Below are 13,159 nucleotides of genomic sequence, written 5' to 3'. Positions count from 1 at the left end.
ATTAAAAGAGAGTTACGCTTATGACAAAAGAGTATTGAGAGCGCTAGCAGACACGGGTCGCTACTGCCCATAGTTCAAGCGCGCTACAAGAATGTTTTTTGGCGCCATTTTTTTGGCATGGAGTGTCTTGTGCGGCTGAACGAGCGAGCACATCGGGACAATTCCGAACCGGCTTGATCGGGACAATGACGAGCCGCAGCTGCTGACATAGGCTATTGTAAATAGTATTGGCTGAATCAAACCAAAAGTCGCAGCGTGGGTTGCTTGCTGGACAGGATCATCGGGCAGATTACTTGAATCGAATGATCGGTTGCACTTAAAAAGGAACCTTCTATGACTGAAGACCAACTGAATGCAGCGCTTCAAGCAGAATATTTACATCTCCAAAAAACCATTGAGGACTTCGATTCACGCGCCTTGACCATTAAAGCTTGGAGCGTAACCTTCGGTCTGGTCTCGATAGCGGGAGCTTTCGCTAGTCATTCGTATATTCCTTTTCTTATCTCCTCCATGAGTACTGCAATTTTTTGGCTACTTGAGACTCAATGGAAGCTCTTTCAGATCTGTTACTCTTCCCGGAGTAGTCTGATTGAGGAACACTTCCGTGGCAAAGCGAAAGTCGAACACCCTTTTCAAATTGGCTCGTCGTGGTCCACCGCGTGGAAAGCGATACGAACCCAGAAACTTAAACAAGTCCCACTGTGGCCCCATGTTGCACTTCCTCACGCCTTTGTTATGATTCTGGGCATATTGCTATTCTTCCTCTCAATTACACATGTAATCGACCTCGATGCCCCCTAGTTTCATAGACACCTCTGACTGGGCTACTGCTACGGTATTCGCTCCGAGCGCCGGTTGTGCGAAGAAGCTCATTTGAACCTGGCGTATCATTAGTTTTTTCGGTTGAGCCTTGAAGACGACATCCCCAATCACTCCACGTTTTCCAAGAATTGTAGTGGTCAACTAATCCCGGACACGCCCTTCGCAGCAAGTGGCCCCCAACCTTTGCGCCTGTGGATCGGCGCTTTACCTTTATGTCGGCTAGGGGCGTGATTGCAAGCTAAGACTTAGGTAGTAACTTACGATTATCTCCACAATCAGCAGTAAGACGAAGAAACCAACCAATGCATAGGTTATGGAGCGAGGTGACTTGGCCCAGTGCGCCTCCCATCCGTACTGTACAAACCCAAGCAAGGCTTCGAGACGGCGTAGGTATTGAGCCATGACGTTCACGTGCATATACGTCACGGCTGAGAGGCTCGCTGAAAAGAAAAGCAAGGCAGGCGGAAGGTAAGCGGCTGCCACTAGAAATTCGACGCTCTGGCTGCTGGAGCCTGTGGCACCACTCTTTGGGACATTGGTGAGTATCCACGCGTAAATGGCTACTCCACCAAACAGGGAAAACTTGATGAGCGTTTCAATCCGCTGCAACAACGTACCAATCTCGGACTTTAGCTGTTTGAATTCCTCCATATGAAAGGCGGGAGGATCTTGGGCCATAATAATTTCCCCTTCAAAAAAATGTGCTCATTTGGAGCCTACCCCTACAGGGCCGCATCGACGCTAAGGGGTGTGCAAGCTAGGCAGGAAGGTATGCGGCGCGAGCATGCTCTGGGGCAATTAGAGTGGGGCCCCGCCGTAAACTTCCCCATCACGCTCCAAACGTGACGTGACGTGGATTGGGTATAGTTGCGCGGCATAGATATGTCAAAGCCCAGATATCCTGCGCCGTACAGCGGGGGCTGATACCCCCTGTTTCCGCCAAGATGCGCTGTATCGATGAGTGGTTTCGTTCAAATACTTCCGCGCCGATGATGCCGACTGCAAACGCCCTAGCAAACGCGTTCAGAAATGTTCGCTCACTCACTTTAAACGTCCGCGCAAGGCGCGTGTTTAAGCGCCCTACTGCTTGTTTCCTGAAAGCTACAAGACCTTGCGCCGTTGCCTACGGTTACGCCAGAATCCGCCGGCTTGTGCGCCTTGGGGTTGCTCGGTAACTTGATTCGCGTCACTGCCCATCAGTGATCGGGTTTAGCAGCCCGCGACAACTCGGTTGTGCGTGCATCTGTCATGCAGGTATTTCATTGCCTGTCCTTGATGGTAGCTGTACGTAGGGCGCCCTCGGGCGCGCCGGTTTTCTGAGTTTTCCCGGTCTGCTAACCTGCGTGCAGCTGCCACCCCTCTTCGTTTAGCAGCAGGAGGGTTGGCAACCATTGGGAAACTCAGAACATGAAGAAGCCTTCACCAAACCCGCCGGACACCGATCCAATCTCCCCGTACGAATCTGATTCAAACCATCTAAACGAAGCCGCCGAACGCGCCCTCGACGTCCACGTCCCATCGACTGCCAACATCAAAGCCACCCCGCGCACACCCAGCACGATGTTTACCGTGGACCCAGAGATCACTACCGAAACCTTGGTGGTTTATTTAGTCGAGACACTGGCCTCGGTCGATGTGATGGTTCATCACCTGGTGGATCATCTGGACGGTGGGTCGCGCAACGCCCTGCTGGGCATTTCCAACAGCATCATGCTGGCGGAAATCACGGCGAACCGGGTGCTGGATCAGATCGATCCGCCCGCCTGAGGCGAACGAGTCAGCCATGCGGGCTGTGCAGCGGGTCCCTTTATTTGGGGACCCTGTCCACCCAACACTTCTGACTTTGGCGAACGCTACGACCACTACATCGGCGTTTTCAAGTCGATCATGTACGTTGTCCTGTTTCGCCCCTTACCAGATTGCAATGTCATAGGTGAAATAAATCCGATTACTATCGCGCCCGCGTGCGAAGTCCGCGCGATAGACATAATTACGCACCTTCACACCCACGCCTTTAAATGCACCACTCTGGATTCGTAAGCCAATTCAGTGTCACGTTCGGACTCTTTGATGTGGGTGTCGGACTTGCCATCGTTGCCCTTCAGGTAACGGGTCATGAACGTCAGGCCTGGTACGCCCAAGGGCGCAAAGTCATAACCGTAGCTGAGCATCCAGGTTTTCTCGTCCTCTTCGATGAACTTGCCGATACCGACGTTGCTGAACGTGATCGAAATGCAGGTGTGAGGGCAGCATCGAGAGCGGCTTGTCCGTGATCTTGCGCGCCAATAGGGTGATGTTTTCTTTCTGGTTAGCGCCCGAATCAAACATCAGCGCCTGATCCGTCCCCACCAACAAGTACGAATAGTTCTTCTGGTAGTAGTGGGGCTCGCCGATGGCGTAAAGAAAGTTCGTTAACTTATGCACCATAAAGGCCGGACTTTGCGCCTTGGAGGCTTCTTGTGCCTGAGTGGCGAATGGAGCAGCGAGGATGGTGAAGGAAACCAGGGTCAGGATTTTTACGAGCTTGCGCATGGAATGCGAACCTTTTCTCTTATTGTCAACGGATGGCAGAGCACTGTCTGCCGTGCCTATCTCACTGGCTGTGGGTTCGCAGATCAATGGATGATTTTTAAAGTAGGACACTTCAGTTCAACTTAAGCGTGCGGCAAATAGTCAGTAACCTTTTAGCGCCCTGAAAGTAAAATTCGAAGATCCAGGCTTTTCAGTCGACTGATCGCTACTGAGCTACAGAGTCCTAAACCATCCACCATATGAATAATGCATGTGCAAACATGTGATTTCCATAATCCCTGTGGATTGGAGAGTATTTGCCCATCGAAACCAGCCATCTCCAAAGGGGAATGCCATGTTCAGTAAGGCAGTAGCTCTCGCACTAATCCCGGTGGGTACCGCATTGCTGGCAGGTGCAGTCCTGCCCTTCCAGGCTGCCAGCAATGCAGCCGTCGGCCGAGCATTAGGGCACCCGCTTTGGGGGGCGTTAACTTCGCTGTTCGTCAGTACCGTTGTGGTGGTGATTGCACTGTTAGTCCTGCGGGTATCTGCGCCTGACGTCGGCAAGGCTTTGCAGGGTTCTTGGTGGCTATGGATCGGCGGCATTTTGGGTGCCGTGTATGTAGGCAGCGCAACGGCCATCACTCCCCAGCTAGGGGCTAGCGGTTTTCTACTGCTCGTCGTAGCGGGACAAATTTTAGCTTCCGTCCTGGTTGACCATTTCGGGCTGATGGGACTCGCCAACAAACCGATCACTGTCACTCGACTGGCAGGGGTCGTGCTCATCTTCGGTGGTGTGTTGCTAGTTCAGGGCATCGGCACTCCAACGGTTGAGAACAGCGCTATCCAAATCAACAAGTAACCCGCTTTACCCGTTTTATGCAAACCCGCAACGCAACCGCAACGTTCTGACTCACGATAGGAGAAACAAAGATGAACTTCGTAAAACTTCAGTTCAGCGATGGCCGTTCCGATGTTGAAGGTATCGATAGCGTCAACGCTGTCTTGCGCAGCGTAGGTGTGCGCGCCAGCACTGTCTCCATTCCCGAAGAAGCCAAGCCGATTCTCAAAGCCTCGCTGATTAACGCCCTCAGCGAAGAAGATCAAAACAAGCTGCTTTCGATATTCAGTCTCAACCGTGCTGAACTGCTGGAGCAAATCCACCTCGCAGGCCGTACTCCTGAGGTACACCGTGGTGGCTACCTGGGTACTCGCGAGGGAGATACAGCGCCCTATCCAAAGGTCTACGACATGAAAGCCATGACTCCAGAGATGCGGACATGGGCACTGAATCGTTATGGTCGTCTTCATGTAAACACTTCGGACAACGGCGCGGGCATTGATGAAGTGATGACGGTGGTATCCGGTGGTGCTTTCACCTGGATGTTTGTGCTGCCAGATGGCGTCCTTGCGCGTCTGACCGTGCATGAGATCAATCCTGAAGGGCCTGCCGTGCGCCTCAGCTATCCTGGCTTCGGCATGCACGCCGGCTACATGGATCCGCACCAGGGCGTAATTGTTGCTTATGCCCATGGGCCGGAAAGCTTCACCATTCGCTTCGATGAACCCAGCGTGCCGCATGCCAAGTTGCTGAACACTAACCCCTGGGTCGACTTCTCGGGTGAGGTGCCTCAACTGTTTTCCAAGATCATGTAATTCGTCGAATTTGACGCACGCATCGTGGAGAGTACCCATCTAAAATTTGAAATCTCGATGGGTACTCAAATCATCAAATCGAGTTGAAAGGCCCTGCTCTGCAATCCTGATGGCTTGGCTGAGAGCACTTGAATACTGCTTCCCGCAGCCAGCGATGTGCGGCATCACCCTCTTTCCTGGTGTGCCAAGCCTGCTGATAGGCGAATCGGGGGATTTCAATGGGCGGTTCGAATTGCCGTAGCGATTTGTGGTTTCGCATCGGGCCTACCGCGCGACTGGCAACCGTAAGAATCAAATCGGTACCAGCAAGCACTTCAACCGCTGCGCTCCAGTGGGGCAAAGCTAAGGCGATGTGACGCTTCAAACCTCGCGCGGCCAACGCCTGCTCGATCTCATCGTTCGCATCAGGGCGAAGCGCGAGCATTACATGCGGGCGTGATAGCCAATCGTTCAGTGAAAGACCGCCCCGCGCGGGCAATACTTTTTTATCGGCGAGACTGATGAATCCTTCGCAAAAGAGATCTTGAAGCGCAATGGCATCCGGAACCTCGGGAAAGATGCCCAGTGCAAGGTCGAGTTCACCATCCAAAAGCTGAGAAATCATCATTTCTCGACTTGCCTGACTGATAGCCAAATCAATACCAGGAGCTTCGTGACGAATTTTCTGGGCAAGCGGGGGCAGAAGGATCCGCGCCGCATAGTCCGATAACGACAATCTGAAACGGCCCTTTGCCGTTGATGGCTCAAATGACGGAGCGCCCAACAGCGAGTTCAGGTTGCCCAAAGCATCCTGAAGCGGCTGAGCCAGCGCTCGTGCCCTCGCCGTCAAAACCATTGATCCGTTTCGCCGTATGAGCAGAGGGTCATCAAAATGGGCTCTGAGCAAAGCAAGGGCGTGGCTGACTGCTGGCTGGCTTTTATGCAAACGGACAGACGCTCGCGTGACGTGTTTCTCGGCCAATAACGCATGAAGCGTTACCAGCATGTTGAGGTCAATTCTGCGCAGTTCATCCATCGAATGAATACTCGAGTCGCTAAGCAGTGATTTTCATCAATTTATCACATGAATAGTTGCCCAGCTTGAGAACGACTGCTAGTGCCAAACAATCGGGTTTTTAGCATCTGCATCAGGTCGCTTGCTGCCCTTGGCGACGGTCAGGAACCGGTCCAGAGTGATCTGTTCCCTGTTTTCCCGCGACCGTTTTCTATGCCTGTCACAACTACCCTGACATCGGGTGGGCCTATACTTTAAGGGTCGGCACACTCGATGTGGCATGCAATCGTGTTTGATGTATAGGGTGACGCTTCGAGCGATCGTTCACGCAGGCCACGGCCTGCCTTCGTCGTAGGGAGGAAAATATCATGGCGCGTAAATACATCGACTGCCGCGAGTTTCCGAGCGATTCCCAATGCTCAGTCGCACTGTCCGCAGACTCTGAAAGCGAACTGCTCGAGGCCGCCGCACAGCATGCAGTCAGTGTTCACAAGCACACCGACTCACCGGAACTGCGTGCTCAACTGAAGACGATGTTTCACGACGGCACCCCGCCTGTTGAAGCACCGCGTCCCGCTTAGTATCCAGGGGCATCAGGGGATGGGATTGTCATCCATACGCACCTGCGGGGCCCATTTCGATAAGCTCGCACTACTTCGATACCACCAGCGCCGGTGGCTGCCAGCTGCCTTCGCCAGCGGGAAGAATCGAAGGCGGTGTGGTCTTCGGCCAGTAGAGGCGCATCACGAGATAAACCGTGTCGTCAGGCGCCGGCAACCAGTTGGCCTCCTTGGCCTTGCCCGGCGAATCTTTCTGGATGTACAGCGTCAGTGAACCATCCGCGTTCTTCTTCATGGCCGACAGCATCGGCGAATTGATCAGGTAGCGATTGATCGGATTCTTGATCAGCAGCTGGCTCTTGCCGTCGTACATGGTCACCGACCAGAAGGCATTGACTGGCGGCAGTTTGCCGGCCGGGAAGGTGAGCGTGTAGTTGCGCTTGCTGGTATCGAGCGTCTGGCCGCTGCCGTCAGTGCGCGTGTAGGGGTACATCGCCTCGGCGGCGTCGTTGCCGTACAGACCGCCCTTCGCGGCGCCGGCACGCTTCAGCCAGTCTGTCTGGTAGAACGCTTGGTCGCCGAAGAACGCGCCGACATTCCAGCCGTTGATATTCTTCATTCCGCCCGAGAGAAACTTGTCGACCTTTTCGTCGCCAGCCTTCATCCCGAGCAGCACCACGGCCTTGTGCTCGAGCGAGAGGTCCTTGAATTCGAAGTTCCGCCCGGGGCCTACCCCGATGCTGGCCAGCCTGGCACGAATCTCCTTGTCGTCAGCCGATGCTGGCACATACTGCATCGCGGCCGACAGGTACTCGAAGAAGTTGGCCTTGATGCCTTCCGTGGTAGCCGGTACGAAATCAATCTTCGGCGCAGCGGGCGGCGCGGGTTGATGGAGGAAGGCGGACAGCGGCTGGATCTTGTAGCCCGCCTGCACCTTCTCGACATTTGGCATGTCGGCCGGATTGAACAGCTGGGTCCGGATCAGGGTCAGGCCGAACGGGGTGGTGGAGGTGAACACCTTGTCGATGCCTGGAGGTGTCGCACCCTTCCAGTCGGGGCCTGCAACCAGATAACTCCCGGGCGCGCTGGCGGTTGCCCGGCTGCCGATGTAGCCGTAGTTATAGGTATTGCCGTCGATCAGCTGAATCGAGTAGTAGCGCTTTTTGGAGACGGCCGGCACCGTGATCACGAGCGGCTCTGCGCGCAGATCCGCCCAGAGCATCGAGTACGGGGTGTCGCTGTTTGGCGTAATGACGGCGGTGTCAGCGGGGGTCGCGACCCGATGCTCGTTGTGCAGTTGATTGAAGGGGGCCTTGAACTGGCTGGATTTGGGGTCCACCGCGAACTCGTTCATCACGGCGTAGTTCATGACCAGCGGCAAGCCGTAGATAAAGCCTTCCTCGGCGATCGCCTTGGTCTGCTCGAGACTCGGCGCGGGCACGCCCTTGGCCACATCGGCCTTGTCTGCCTGCGTGATCGGATCCGTCTTGCTCGCACACCCCGCGAAAAGCGTTGAACCCACTACGACGAGTGCCGCGCCCATTGTCCAGCCCCGGTTAGACTTCCTGTTCATTTCCACCTCGTTAGTGTTGAGCAAGCTGGCACCGTGAGTGTTCATGGACACGGTGAAATAATTTGAATGCCTGAAACCCTCCCGACTTTTTTCAGTAGTGCCAAGTCATGTTGGCGATCAGGGCTTCAATCCAGGCGTTGTCGAACTCGCCTGATACACGATTGCCAGACAAGGGTTTTTGCTGATCGACTGGCATGCCCCCACCCAGACCGCGACCCAACTGAAATTCAGGTCTGTCTCTTTACTTAGCGACTAAGTAAATCCTGTGGCGAGGCGCCAACTCACACGCCCAGGGAGTGTAGATCACAAAAAGCCAGCATCCCCTTGTGCAGTTAAGATCGTGCCCGTTATTTGTACGTTGTGTGGGCTGTGCAGCGGTCCCTTTTTCTGGGGGCCGCATTTCAGCAGAGGGTCATTCCAATAATGAAACCAGCCGCGGCTCAATCGTACCCTCAAGCATCTCTAACAACGCCAGCGTCACCGGCAGCTTGAATCTGCGCCGCCCCGCGCTGCCTGGATTGAGGTACAGCCGTTCACCGCGCCATTCAATGCGGGGCTTATGCGAATGGCCGGTGATCACCAGTTTTATCCCGGCATCCAGCGCCGCCGGGACATCGGCAATGTCGTGCACCAGGAAGGTGTGCCAACCGTTCAGGTCGAAACACAGGCGGTCGGCGAGATTGTCTGCCCAGGGGGCGTCCAGGTCATTGTTCCCGCGTACTACGTGCAGCGGGGCAATCGATGCCAGTTGCTCGAGGATCTCGACTGTTCCGATGTCGCCGGCGTGAATGATCCGCTCGCAACCCTCCAGGGCAGCCAGGGCTTCGGCGCGGAGCAAGCCGTGGGTATCGGAGATCACGCCAACTTTCATGCACCGCTCCCGGGCAGGCTGATGAATGTGAATACAGGATACCCAAGCCAACGCGCTCAGGTCGCAACACAAAAACCTGGTGGTCACTTCACCAGGCGCTTTTCCTTGGAAGGCCGGTAGCCAAAATACGAGCTGTAGCACTTGCTGAAGTGACTGGGCGACACAAACCCACAGGCCACCAGCACGTCGACCTGGGACAGCTCCGTGTGCTGCAGCAGTCGGCGCGCTTCGGTGATCCGCAGTTCCATGTAGTAGCGCTGCGGCGTGGTTCCCAGTTGTTCCTTGAACAGGCGCTCGAGCTGTCGACGTGAGCGGCCGGCGTAGACCGCCAGTTGCTCCAGCTCCAGCGGCTCTTCGAGGTTGGTGTCCATCAGCTTCACCACTTCGCGCAAGGGCGCGCTCACGCAGATGTTTTCACTGGGCTTGATGCGCCGGTAGCGAGATTCCTCGAACGCCAGGATGTCTTCGATGCCCTCGACCAGGGCTTTGTCGTGCAAGCCCTTGATCCAGTCCAGCGCCATGTGGAAGGCGCCGGAGGGGCTGGATGCGGTGAGCCGGTCGCGATCGATGACATAGGGTTCGCTGCTGACCTGGGTCGCCTTGGCGATTTCGGCGAGGGCGGGGCGATGTTCGGGGTGGATTGCACAGCGATAGCCATCGAGCAGGCCTGCCCTGCCCAGGAACCATGCACCGTTCCACAATCCGGCCAGGGTGACACCCTGGTCTGTCGCCGCTCGCAACAGGTTGATGAACTCTTCGGTGGCCTTCAGTTCTGTCCTGTAGCCGCCGCAGATCACCAACAGATCCAGGTCGTGGATAGCTGCAGAATCGATGCGTGCATCCGGGCGGATCACCAGCCCCAGATCGCTGACGACTTCTGCGTCATTCAGGCCGAACGTGCGCGATGAGAACAACCCGGGGCGCAGTAGATTAGAGGTGACAATCGTATCCAGTGCCTGGGTGAACGCAGGCAGCGAGAAATGCTCGAGCAGCAAAAAGCCCGCTCGAGTCATCTGGGCAGGCTGGCCAGGGTTTTCATTCAGGTAGCGGAGGTTTTTACCCTTCATGCCTCCGCTGAATTGACGTCGTTCGATCAATGTTTGAACCACTCGTTTACGTTAACCAGCCTGTCGCTTGGCGCGCCGGTAAAGCGTCATGCTACCTGCACAAGCGTAGAAAGCCCTAGCGCCATTATGCGTCCGATCAGGCGAGCTGGAAGCATGATTCTTGCGTCGTTGCCGTGGTACATAACCTGATTGAGAATCCCGCGTCCGAATGAGGTCTGCCAATGCTCCGCTCCCCCCGCTTGCCACAACTGCTGTCCTGCGCCCTGCTCGGTTTACTGGCTGGCGGCGCACAGGCCAGTACGCCCTCGCCGACCCCCGACAGCTTGCAACCGCTGCTGGCAACGATGAACGAGCGCCTGAACATTGCCGATCTGGTGGCGTTGACCAAGTGGGACAGCGGCAAGCCGATCCAGGACAGTGCCCGGGAAGCACAAGTCATCGCCGACGCGAGGAAGCTGGCCGTGGCGCGCAAGCTGGACCCGGACGACGTCGCCGAACTGGTCGGGGCTCAGATAGAGGCAAACAAGCTGGTGCAGTACGGCCTGATCGCGCAATGGCATGCGGCGGGCAAGGCGCCGGATACGCCACGGCCGGACCTCACCAAGCAGATCAGGCCGCAGCTGGACGAACTGCAGAACCGCCTGTTGCAGCAATACGCCCGGTTCGTGCCCTATCGCACCGACCCGAACTGCCAGGACTGGTTGGCCAAGGCCCGATCCAGCCTGATCAAGGACGGTTTGCATGGTCAGGCGTTGATACGCGCTACAGGCGAGCTGTGTATCGCTGCTCGGTAAACCCTGGCTGATCCAGCCATTGACTGGGTTAATAGTCATCATTAACTCAATGAAGTTCTCTTAAAAACTCCGGAGCGTAACATCGCCTCCATACCAAACAACTACACCCCGGAGCACACAATCATGAAACGCCAAATCCTCCTCAGCATCGCTTTCTCGGTTTTTGCAGTGAACGCTTTTGCCGCTACTTCTGCTCACCCGGTTGTCGCTGAAGGCGGCTCGGATCGGTTGATTGAAAGTCGTGTGGCTGAGGGTGGTTCGGATCGGTTGATCGAAAATCGTGTGGCGGCTGATGGCTCGGATCGGTTGATCGAGAATCGCGTGGCTGCGGATGGCTCGGATCGGTTGATCGAGAATCGCGTTGCCGAAGGTGGTTCTGATCGTTTGATCGAAAGCCGTGCGGCGTAAATGAATGGTTTTACCGCAGCACTCAACGAAAAACCCGGCCTCGTCTGCCCAATGCCTGTCAGTTAAGGGTAAATCGGACCTGTAGGAGCCAGGCTTGCCGGCGAAGGCGTCCTTAAGAGCGCCTTCGCCGGCAAGCCTGGCTCCTACAGAAAAGCGGCTCATTCGCTTAACTGACTGACATTAGCCTCGTCTGCCGGTTTTTTTATACCTGCAATAACCCGCAATTCACGGGGTGCCCAGGCGATCTCCAAGCGCCAACGTCGACGGTAAAGCGTTAAAGGGCATCGACATGATTCGCTTCAATGAACAGGGGAAAATCGTCGAGTTCGAGGTGATGGTCCGCCCCTTCAGTGCCTTGCAAGCCTTGGGCGAACAAATGGGACAACGCCTTGGCGCTTACCTGGCGGCCAGTAAAGCCTGATTACTGCGACTGAAAGGTCTGAAGATAAGCCAGCACGTCGTCGACCTTTTCCGGATCGCTGAGTCCCCAGAAAATCATTCGGGTTCCGGGGACCACTCCCTTCGGATCTTCCAGGTACGCGGTCAGTGTTTCGCGAGTCCAGACGATGCCGGCCGCTTTCATCGCGTCGGAGTACAGGTAGTCCGTCGTGCTGCCTGAAGGGCGCCCGAAAATCCCGTTGAGCTGCGGACCAAAAGAGCCCCGCGCCGACTCCCCGACCTGATGGCAGCCACCGCAGATCCGCTTGAACAGTTTGCCGCCTGCTTCAGCATCGCCGGCCGCTTCGGCCTGGGCGCTGCAGAGTCCTGCATTGAGCAGCAGGGCGAAGGTCAGTACGGCGGCGTTTTTCATATCGGTTCCAGGTGTTGTTACGGCAAAAACAGGCGGCTATTTCATCATGGCAAGCTCCAACACCAAAACTTATATGCAAAAACGCCCTCCCCGGCCAAAGACACAGGGAGGGCGCCGGGCCCGATGTCGACTCAGCCGCGCACCTTGGCCAGGCGCGTGAACAGCTCCTTGTTTTGTATCGGCCTGTATGTTTTCCGGCGATCGTACACAGCGATACACAACCGCCGGTTCAGGACACACACGCACTACATGAGGGTGGAAAAGTGGGCGCCATCGGACATCAGCTGCTCCGATAAATCCAGCGACCTACCGCTGAAGAACCCAAAACCCCAGCAGGAGCCACCCATGATCAATCGAATCGACACCGTGCTGTACACCGGCAAGACCCACACCACTGGCGGGCGCAACGGCGAAGCGCGAAGCGACGATGGCCGTCTGGACATCAAGCTGTCCCCGCCCGGCAGTTCAGGCAGTGGCACCAACCCTGAACAGCTGCTGGCGGCAGGCTGGTCGGCCTGCTTCATCGGCGCGATGGGCAAGGCGGCCGCGGCGATGAAGCTGAGCCTGAGTGACATCACCGTCGATGCCGAAATCGACCTGGGCAAGACCGAAGAAGCGTTTTTCCTCCAGGCGCGCCTCAATGTCAGCCTGCCGGGCCTGGACCCTGCCGTCGCCCGGGCAGTGGTGGATGACGCACACCAGCGGTGCCCGTACTCCAAGGCGCTCAGTGGCAACATCGACATCACGATCAACCTCGTTTGACCGGCACACCCGGCTGAGCCTGTTCTTTCGCTCGTCCCGCGACCAGGAGATCGTCGCCCACAACCTGTCTCTTATACAACTCTGACGCTGCCGACGAAGAGGATAGTGTAGATCTCGGTGGTCGCCGTATCATTAAAAAAAAAAAAAAAAAAACAACAAAAAAAAACAAAAAAGCATACCCAATAACACCACACAAACCACCATGGTCTGAATATCATCGCGATCCGCCTGACGGGAGCGTTGAATCAATTCCACCAGCGCCTGATCCACCAATTCGCCACCCACAATCAGATCCGGTCCTTTTTCCCATGACTCGGTCGGACATTCCTT

14 protein-coding genes and 5 pseudogenes are annotated in these 13,159 nt (G+C 56.0%); 10 read left to right on the top strand and 9 right to left on the bottom strand.

Going from position 1 to position 13,159, the window contains the following annotated elements; all coding sequences use genetic code 11:
* The first annotated feature begins 333 nt into the window (after window positions 1-333).
* A complete protein-coding gene (locus F8N80_RS21120) occupies window positions 334-801 on the top strand; it encodes a hypothetical protein (RefSeq protein ID WP_150784603.1) in 468 nt (155 codons plus the stop codon).
* Window positions 802-819: 18 nt separating this feature from the next.
* A pseudogene (locus F8N80_RS21115) lies at window positions 820-963 on the top strand (transposase); the annotation flags it as partial.
* Between the two features lie 78 nt (window positions 964-1,041).
* On the opposite strand, the gene F8N80_RS21110 reads toward F8N80_RS21115, so the two are convergent.
* Entirely contained in the window at window positions 1,042-1,500 is a 459-nt protein-coding gene (locus F8N80_RS21110) for a hypothetical protein (RefSeq protein WP_150784602.1), read from the bottom strand.
* A 729-nt stretch (window positions 1,501-2,229) separates the two neighbouring features.
* On the opposite strand from F8N80_RS21110, the gene F8N80_RS21100 reads away from it, so the two are divergent.
* Window positions 2,230-2,589, top strand: coding sequence for a DUF6124 family protein (locus tag F8N80_RS21100; RefSeq protein WP_150784600.1), 360 nt, complete (start codon window positions 2,230-2,232; stop codon window positions 2,587-2,589).
* A gap of 144 nt (window positions 2,590-2,733) precedes the next feature.
* Here F8N80_RS21100 and F8N80_RS21095 read toward each other — a convergent pair.
* Both F8N80_RS21095 and F8N80_RS21090 read right to left on the bottom strand, forming a co-directional pair.
* Window positions 2,734-3,047, bottom strand: a pseudogene (locus F8N80_RS21095) (OprD family outer membrane porin); the annotation flags it as partial.
* Window positions 2,974-3,354, bottom strand: coding sequence for a hypothetical protein (locus F8N80_RS21090; RefSeq protein ID WP_191632963.1), 381 nt, complete (start codon window positions 3,352-3,354; stop codon window positions 2,974-2,976). The pseudogene F8N80_RS21095 and the gene F8N80_RS21090, both read right to left, overlap by 74 nt.
* 334 nt (window positions 3,355-3,688) lie before the next feature.
* Here F8N80_RS21090 and F8N80_RS21085 point away from each other — a divergent pair, with 334 nt between their 5' ends.
* Both F8N80_RS21085 and F8N80_RS21080 read left to right on the top strand, forming a co-directional pair.
* Entirely contained in the window at window positions 3,689-4,195 is a 507-nt protein-coding gene (locus F8N80_RS21085) for a DMT family transporter (RefSeq protein WP_150784599.1), read from the top strand.
* Between the two features lie 71 nt (window positions 4,196-4,266).
* Window positions 4,267-4,989: a hypothetical protein gene (locus tag F8N80_RS21080; protein ID WP_150784598.1), complete on the top strand. Its 723-nt coding sequence runs from the start codon at window positions 4,267-4,269 to the stop codon at window positions 4,987-4,989.
* A gap of 73 nt (window positions 4,990-5,062) precedes the next feature.
* Here the strand turns inward: F8N80_RS21080 and F8N80_RS21075 are convergent, their stop codons facing one another.
* Complete coding sequence (locus F8N80_RS21075) at window positions 5,063-6,004, bottom strand: LysR family transcriptional regulator (protein ID WP_150784597.1); 942 nt, start codon at window positions 6,002-6,004, stop codon at window positions 5,063-5,065.
* Between the two features lie 347 nt (window positions 6,005-6,351).
* Here F8N80_RS21075 and F8N80_RS21070 point away from each other — a divergent pair, with 347 nt between their 5' ends.
* Entirely contained in the window at window positions 6,352-6,564 is a 213-nt protein-coding gene (locus F8N80_RS21070; protein ID WP_020795174.1) for a DUF1059 domain-containing protein, read from the top strand.
* A gap of 70 nt (window positions 6,565-6,634) precedes the next feature.
* Here F8N80_RS21070 and F8N80_RS21065 read toward each other — a convergent pair whose 3' ends face one another.
* From F8N80_RS21065 to F8N80_RS21055, 3 genes are all read right to left on the bottom strand, one after another.
* A complete protein-coding gene (locus F8N80_RS21065; RefSeq protein WP_224790732.1) occupies window positions 6,635-8,086 on the bottom strand; it encodes a DUF1254 domain-containing protein in 1,452 nt (483 codons plus the stop codon).
* A gap of 442 nt (window positions 8,087-8,528) precedes the next feature.
* Window positions 8,529-8,987 carry a metallophosphoesterase family protein gene (locus tag F8N80_RS21060; RefSeq protein WP_150784596.1) on the bottom strand — a complete coding sequence of 153 codons (459 nt, stop codon included), beginning with the start codon at window positions 8,985-8,987 and terminating at the stop codon, window positions 8,529-8,531.
* 83 nt (window positions 8,988-9,070) lie between these two features.
* Window positions 9,071-10,084, bottom strand: a complete 1,014-nt coding sequence (locus F8N80_RS21055) for a GlxA family transcriptional regulator (RefSeq protein WP_191632958.1) — start codon at window positions 10,082-10,084, stop codon at window positions 9,071-9,073.
* Between the two features lie 191 nt (window positions 10,085-10,275).
* Between F8N80_RS21055 and F8N80_RS21050 the strand changes: the two genes are divergently transcribed.
* From F8N80_RS21050 to F8N80_RS21040, 3 genes and pseudogenes are all read left to right on the top strand, one after another.
* Window positions 10,276-10,848, top strand: a complete 573-nt coding sequence (locus tag F8N80_RS21050; protein ID WP_150748348.1) for a chorismate mutase — start codon at window positions 10,276-10,278, stop codon at window positions 10,846-10,848.
* Window positions 10,849-10,971: 123 nt separating this feature from the next.
* Window positions 10,972-11,253 (top strand): annotated as a pseudogene (locus tag F8N80_RS21045) (hypothetical protein); the annotation flags it as partial.
* Between the two features lie 253 nt (window positions 11,254-11,506).
* Window positions 11,507-11,677 (top strand): annotated as a pseudogene (locus tag F8N80_RS21040) (nuclear transport factor 2 family protein); the annotation flags it as partial.
* Here F8N80_RS21040 and F8N80_RS21035 read toward each other — a convergent pair.
* Window positions 11,678-12,067 (bottom strand): c-type cytochrome, encoded by a 390-nt coding sequence (locus F8N80_RS21035; protein WP_150784595.1) that lies wholly within the window; start codon window positions 12,065-12,067, stop codon window positions 11,678-11,680.
* Between the two features lie 345 nt (window positions 12,068-12,412).
* On the opposite strand from F8N80_RS21035, the gene F8N80_RS21030 reads away from it, so the two are divergent.
* Window positions 12,413-12,829 carry an organic hydroperoxide resistance protein gene (locus tag F8N80_RS21030; RefSeq protein WP_150748351.1) on the top strand — a complete coding sequence of 139 codons (417 nt, stop codon included), beginning with the start codon at window positions 12,413-12,415 and terminating at the stop codon, window positions 12,827-12,829.
* A 174-nt stretch (window positions 12,830-13,003) separates the two neighbouring features.
* Here the strand turns inward: F8N80_RS21030 and F8N80_RS21025 are convergent.
* A pseudogene (locus F8N80_RS21025) lies at window positions 13,004-13,159 on the bottom strand (YkgJ family cysteine cluster protein); the annotation flags it as partial.

The organism is Pseudomonas fluorescens, assembly GCF_902497995.1.
GTDB classification, from domain to species: domain Bacteria; phylum Pseudomonadota; class Gammaproteobacteria; order Pseudomonadales; family Pseudomonadaceae; genus Aquipseudomonas; species Aquipseudomonas fluorescens_BK.
Note: the sequence above shows the minus strand (reverse complement) of the source record. Positions and strands in the feature narration are given on the sequence as shown.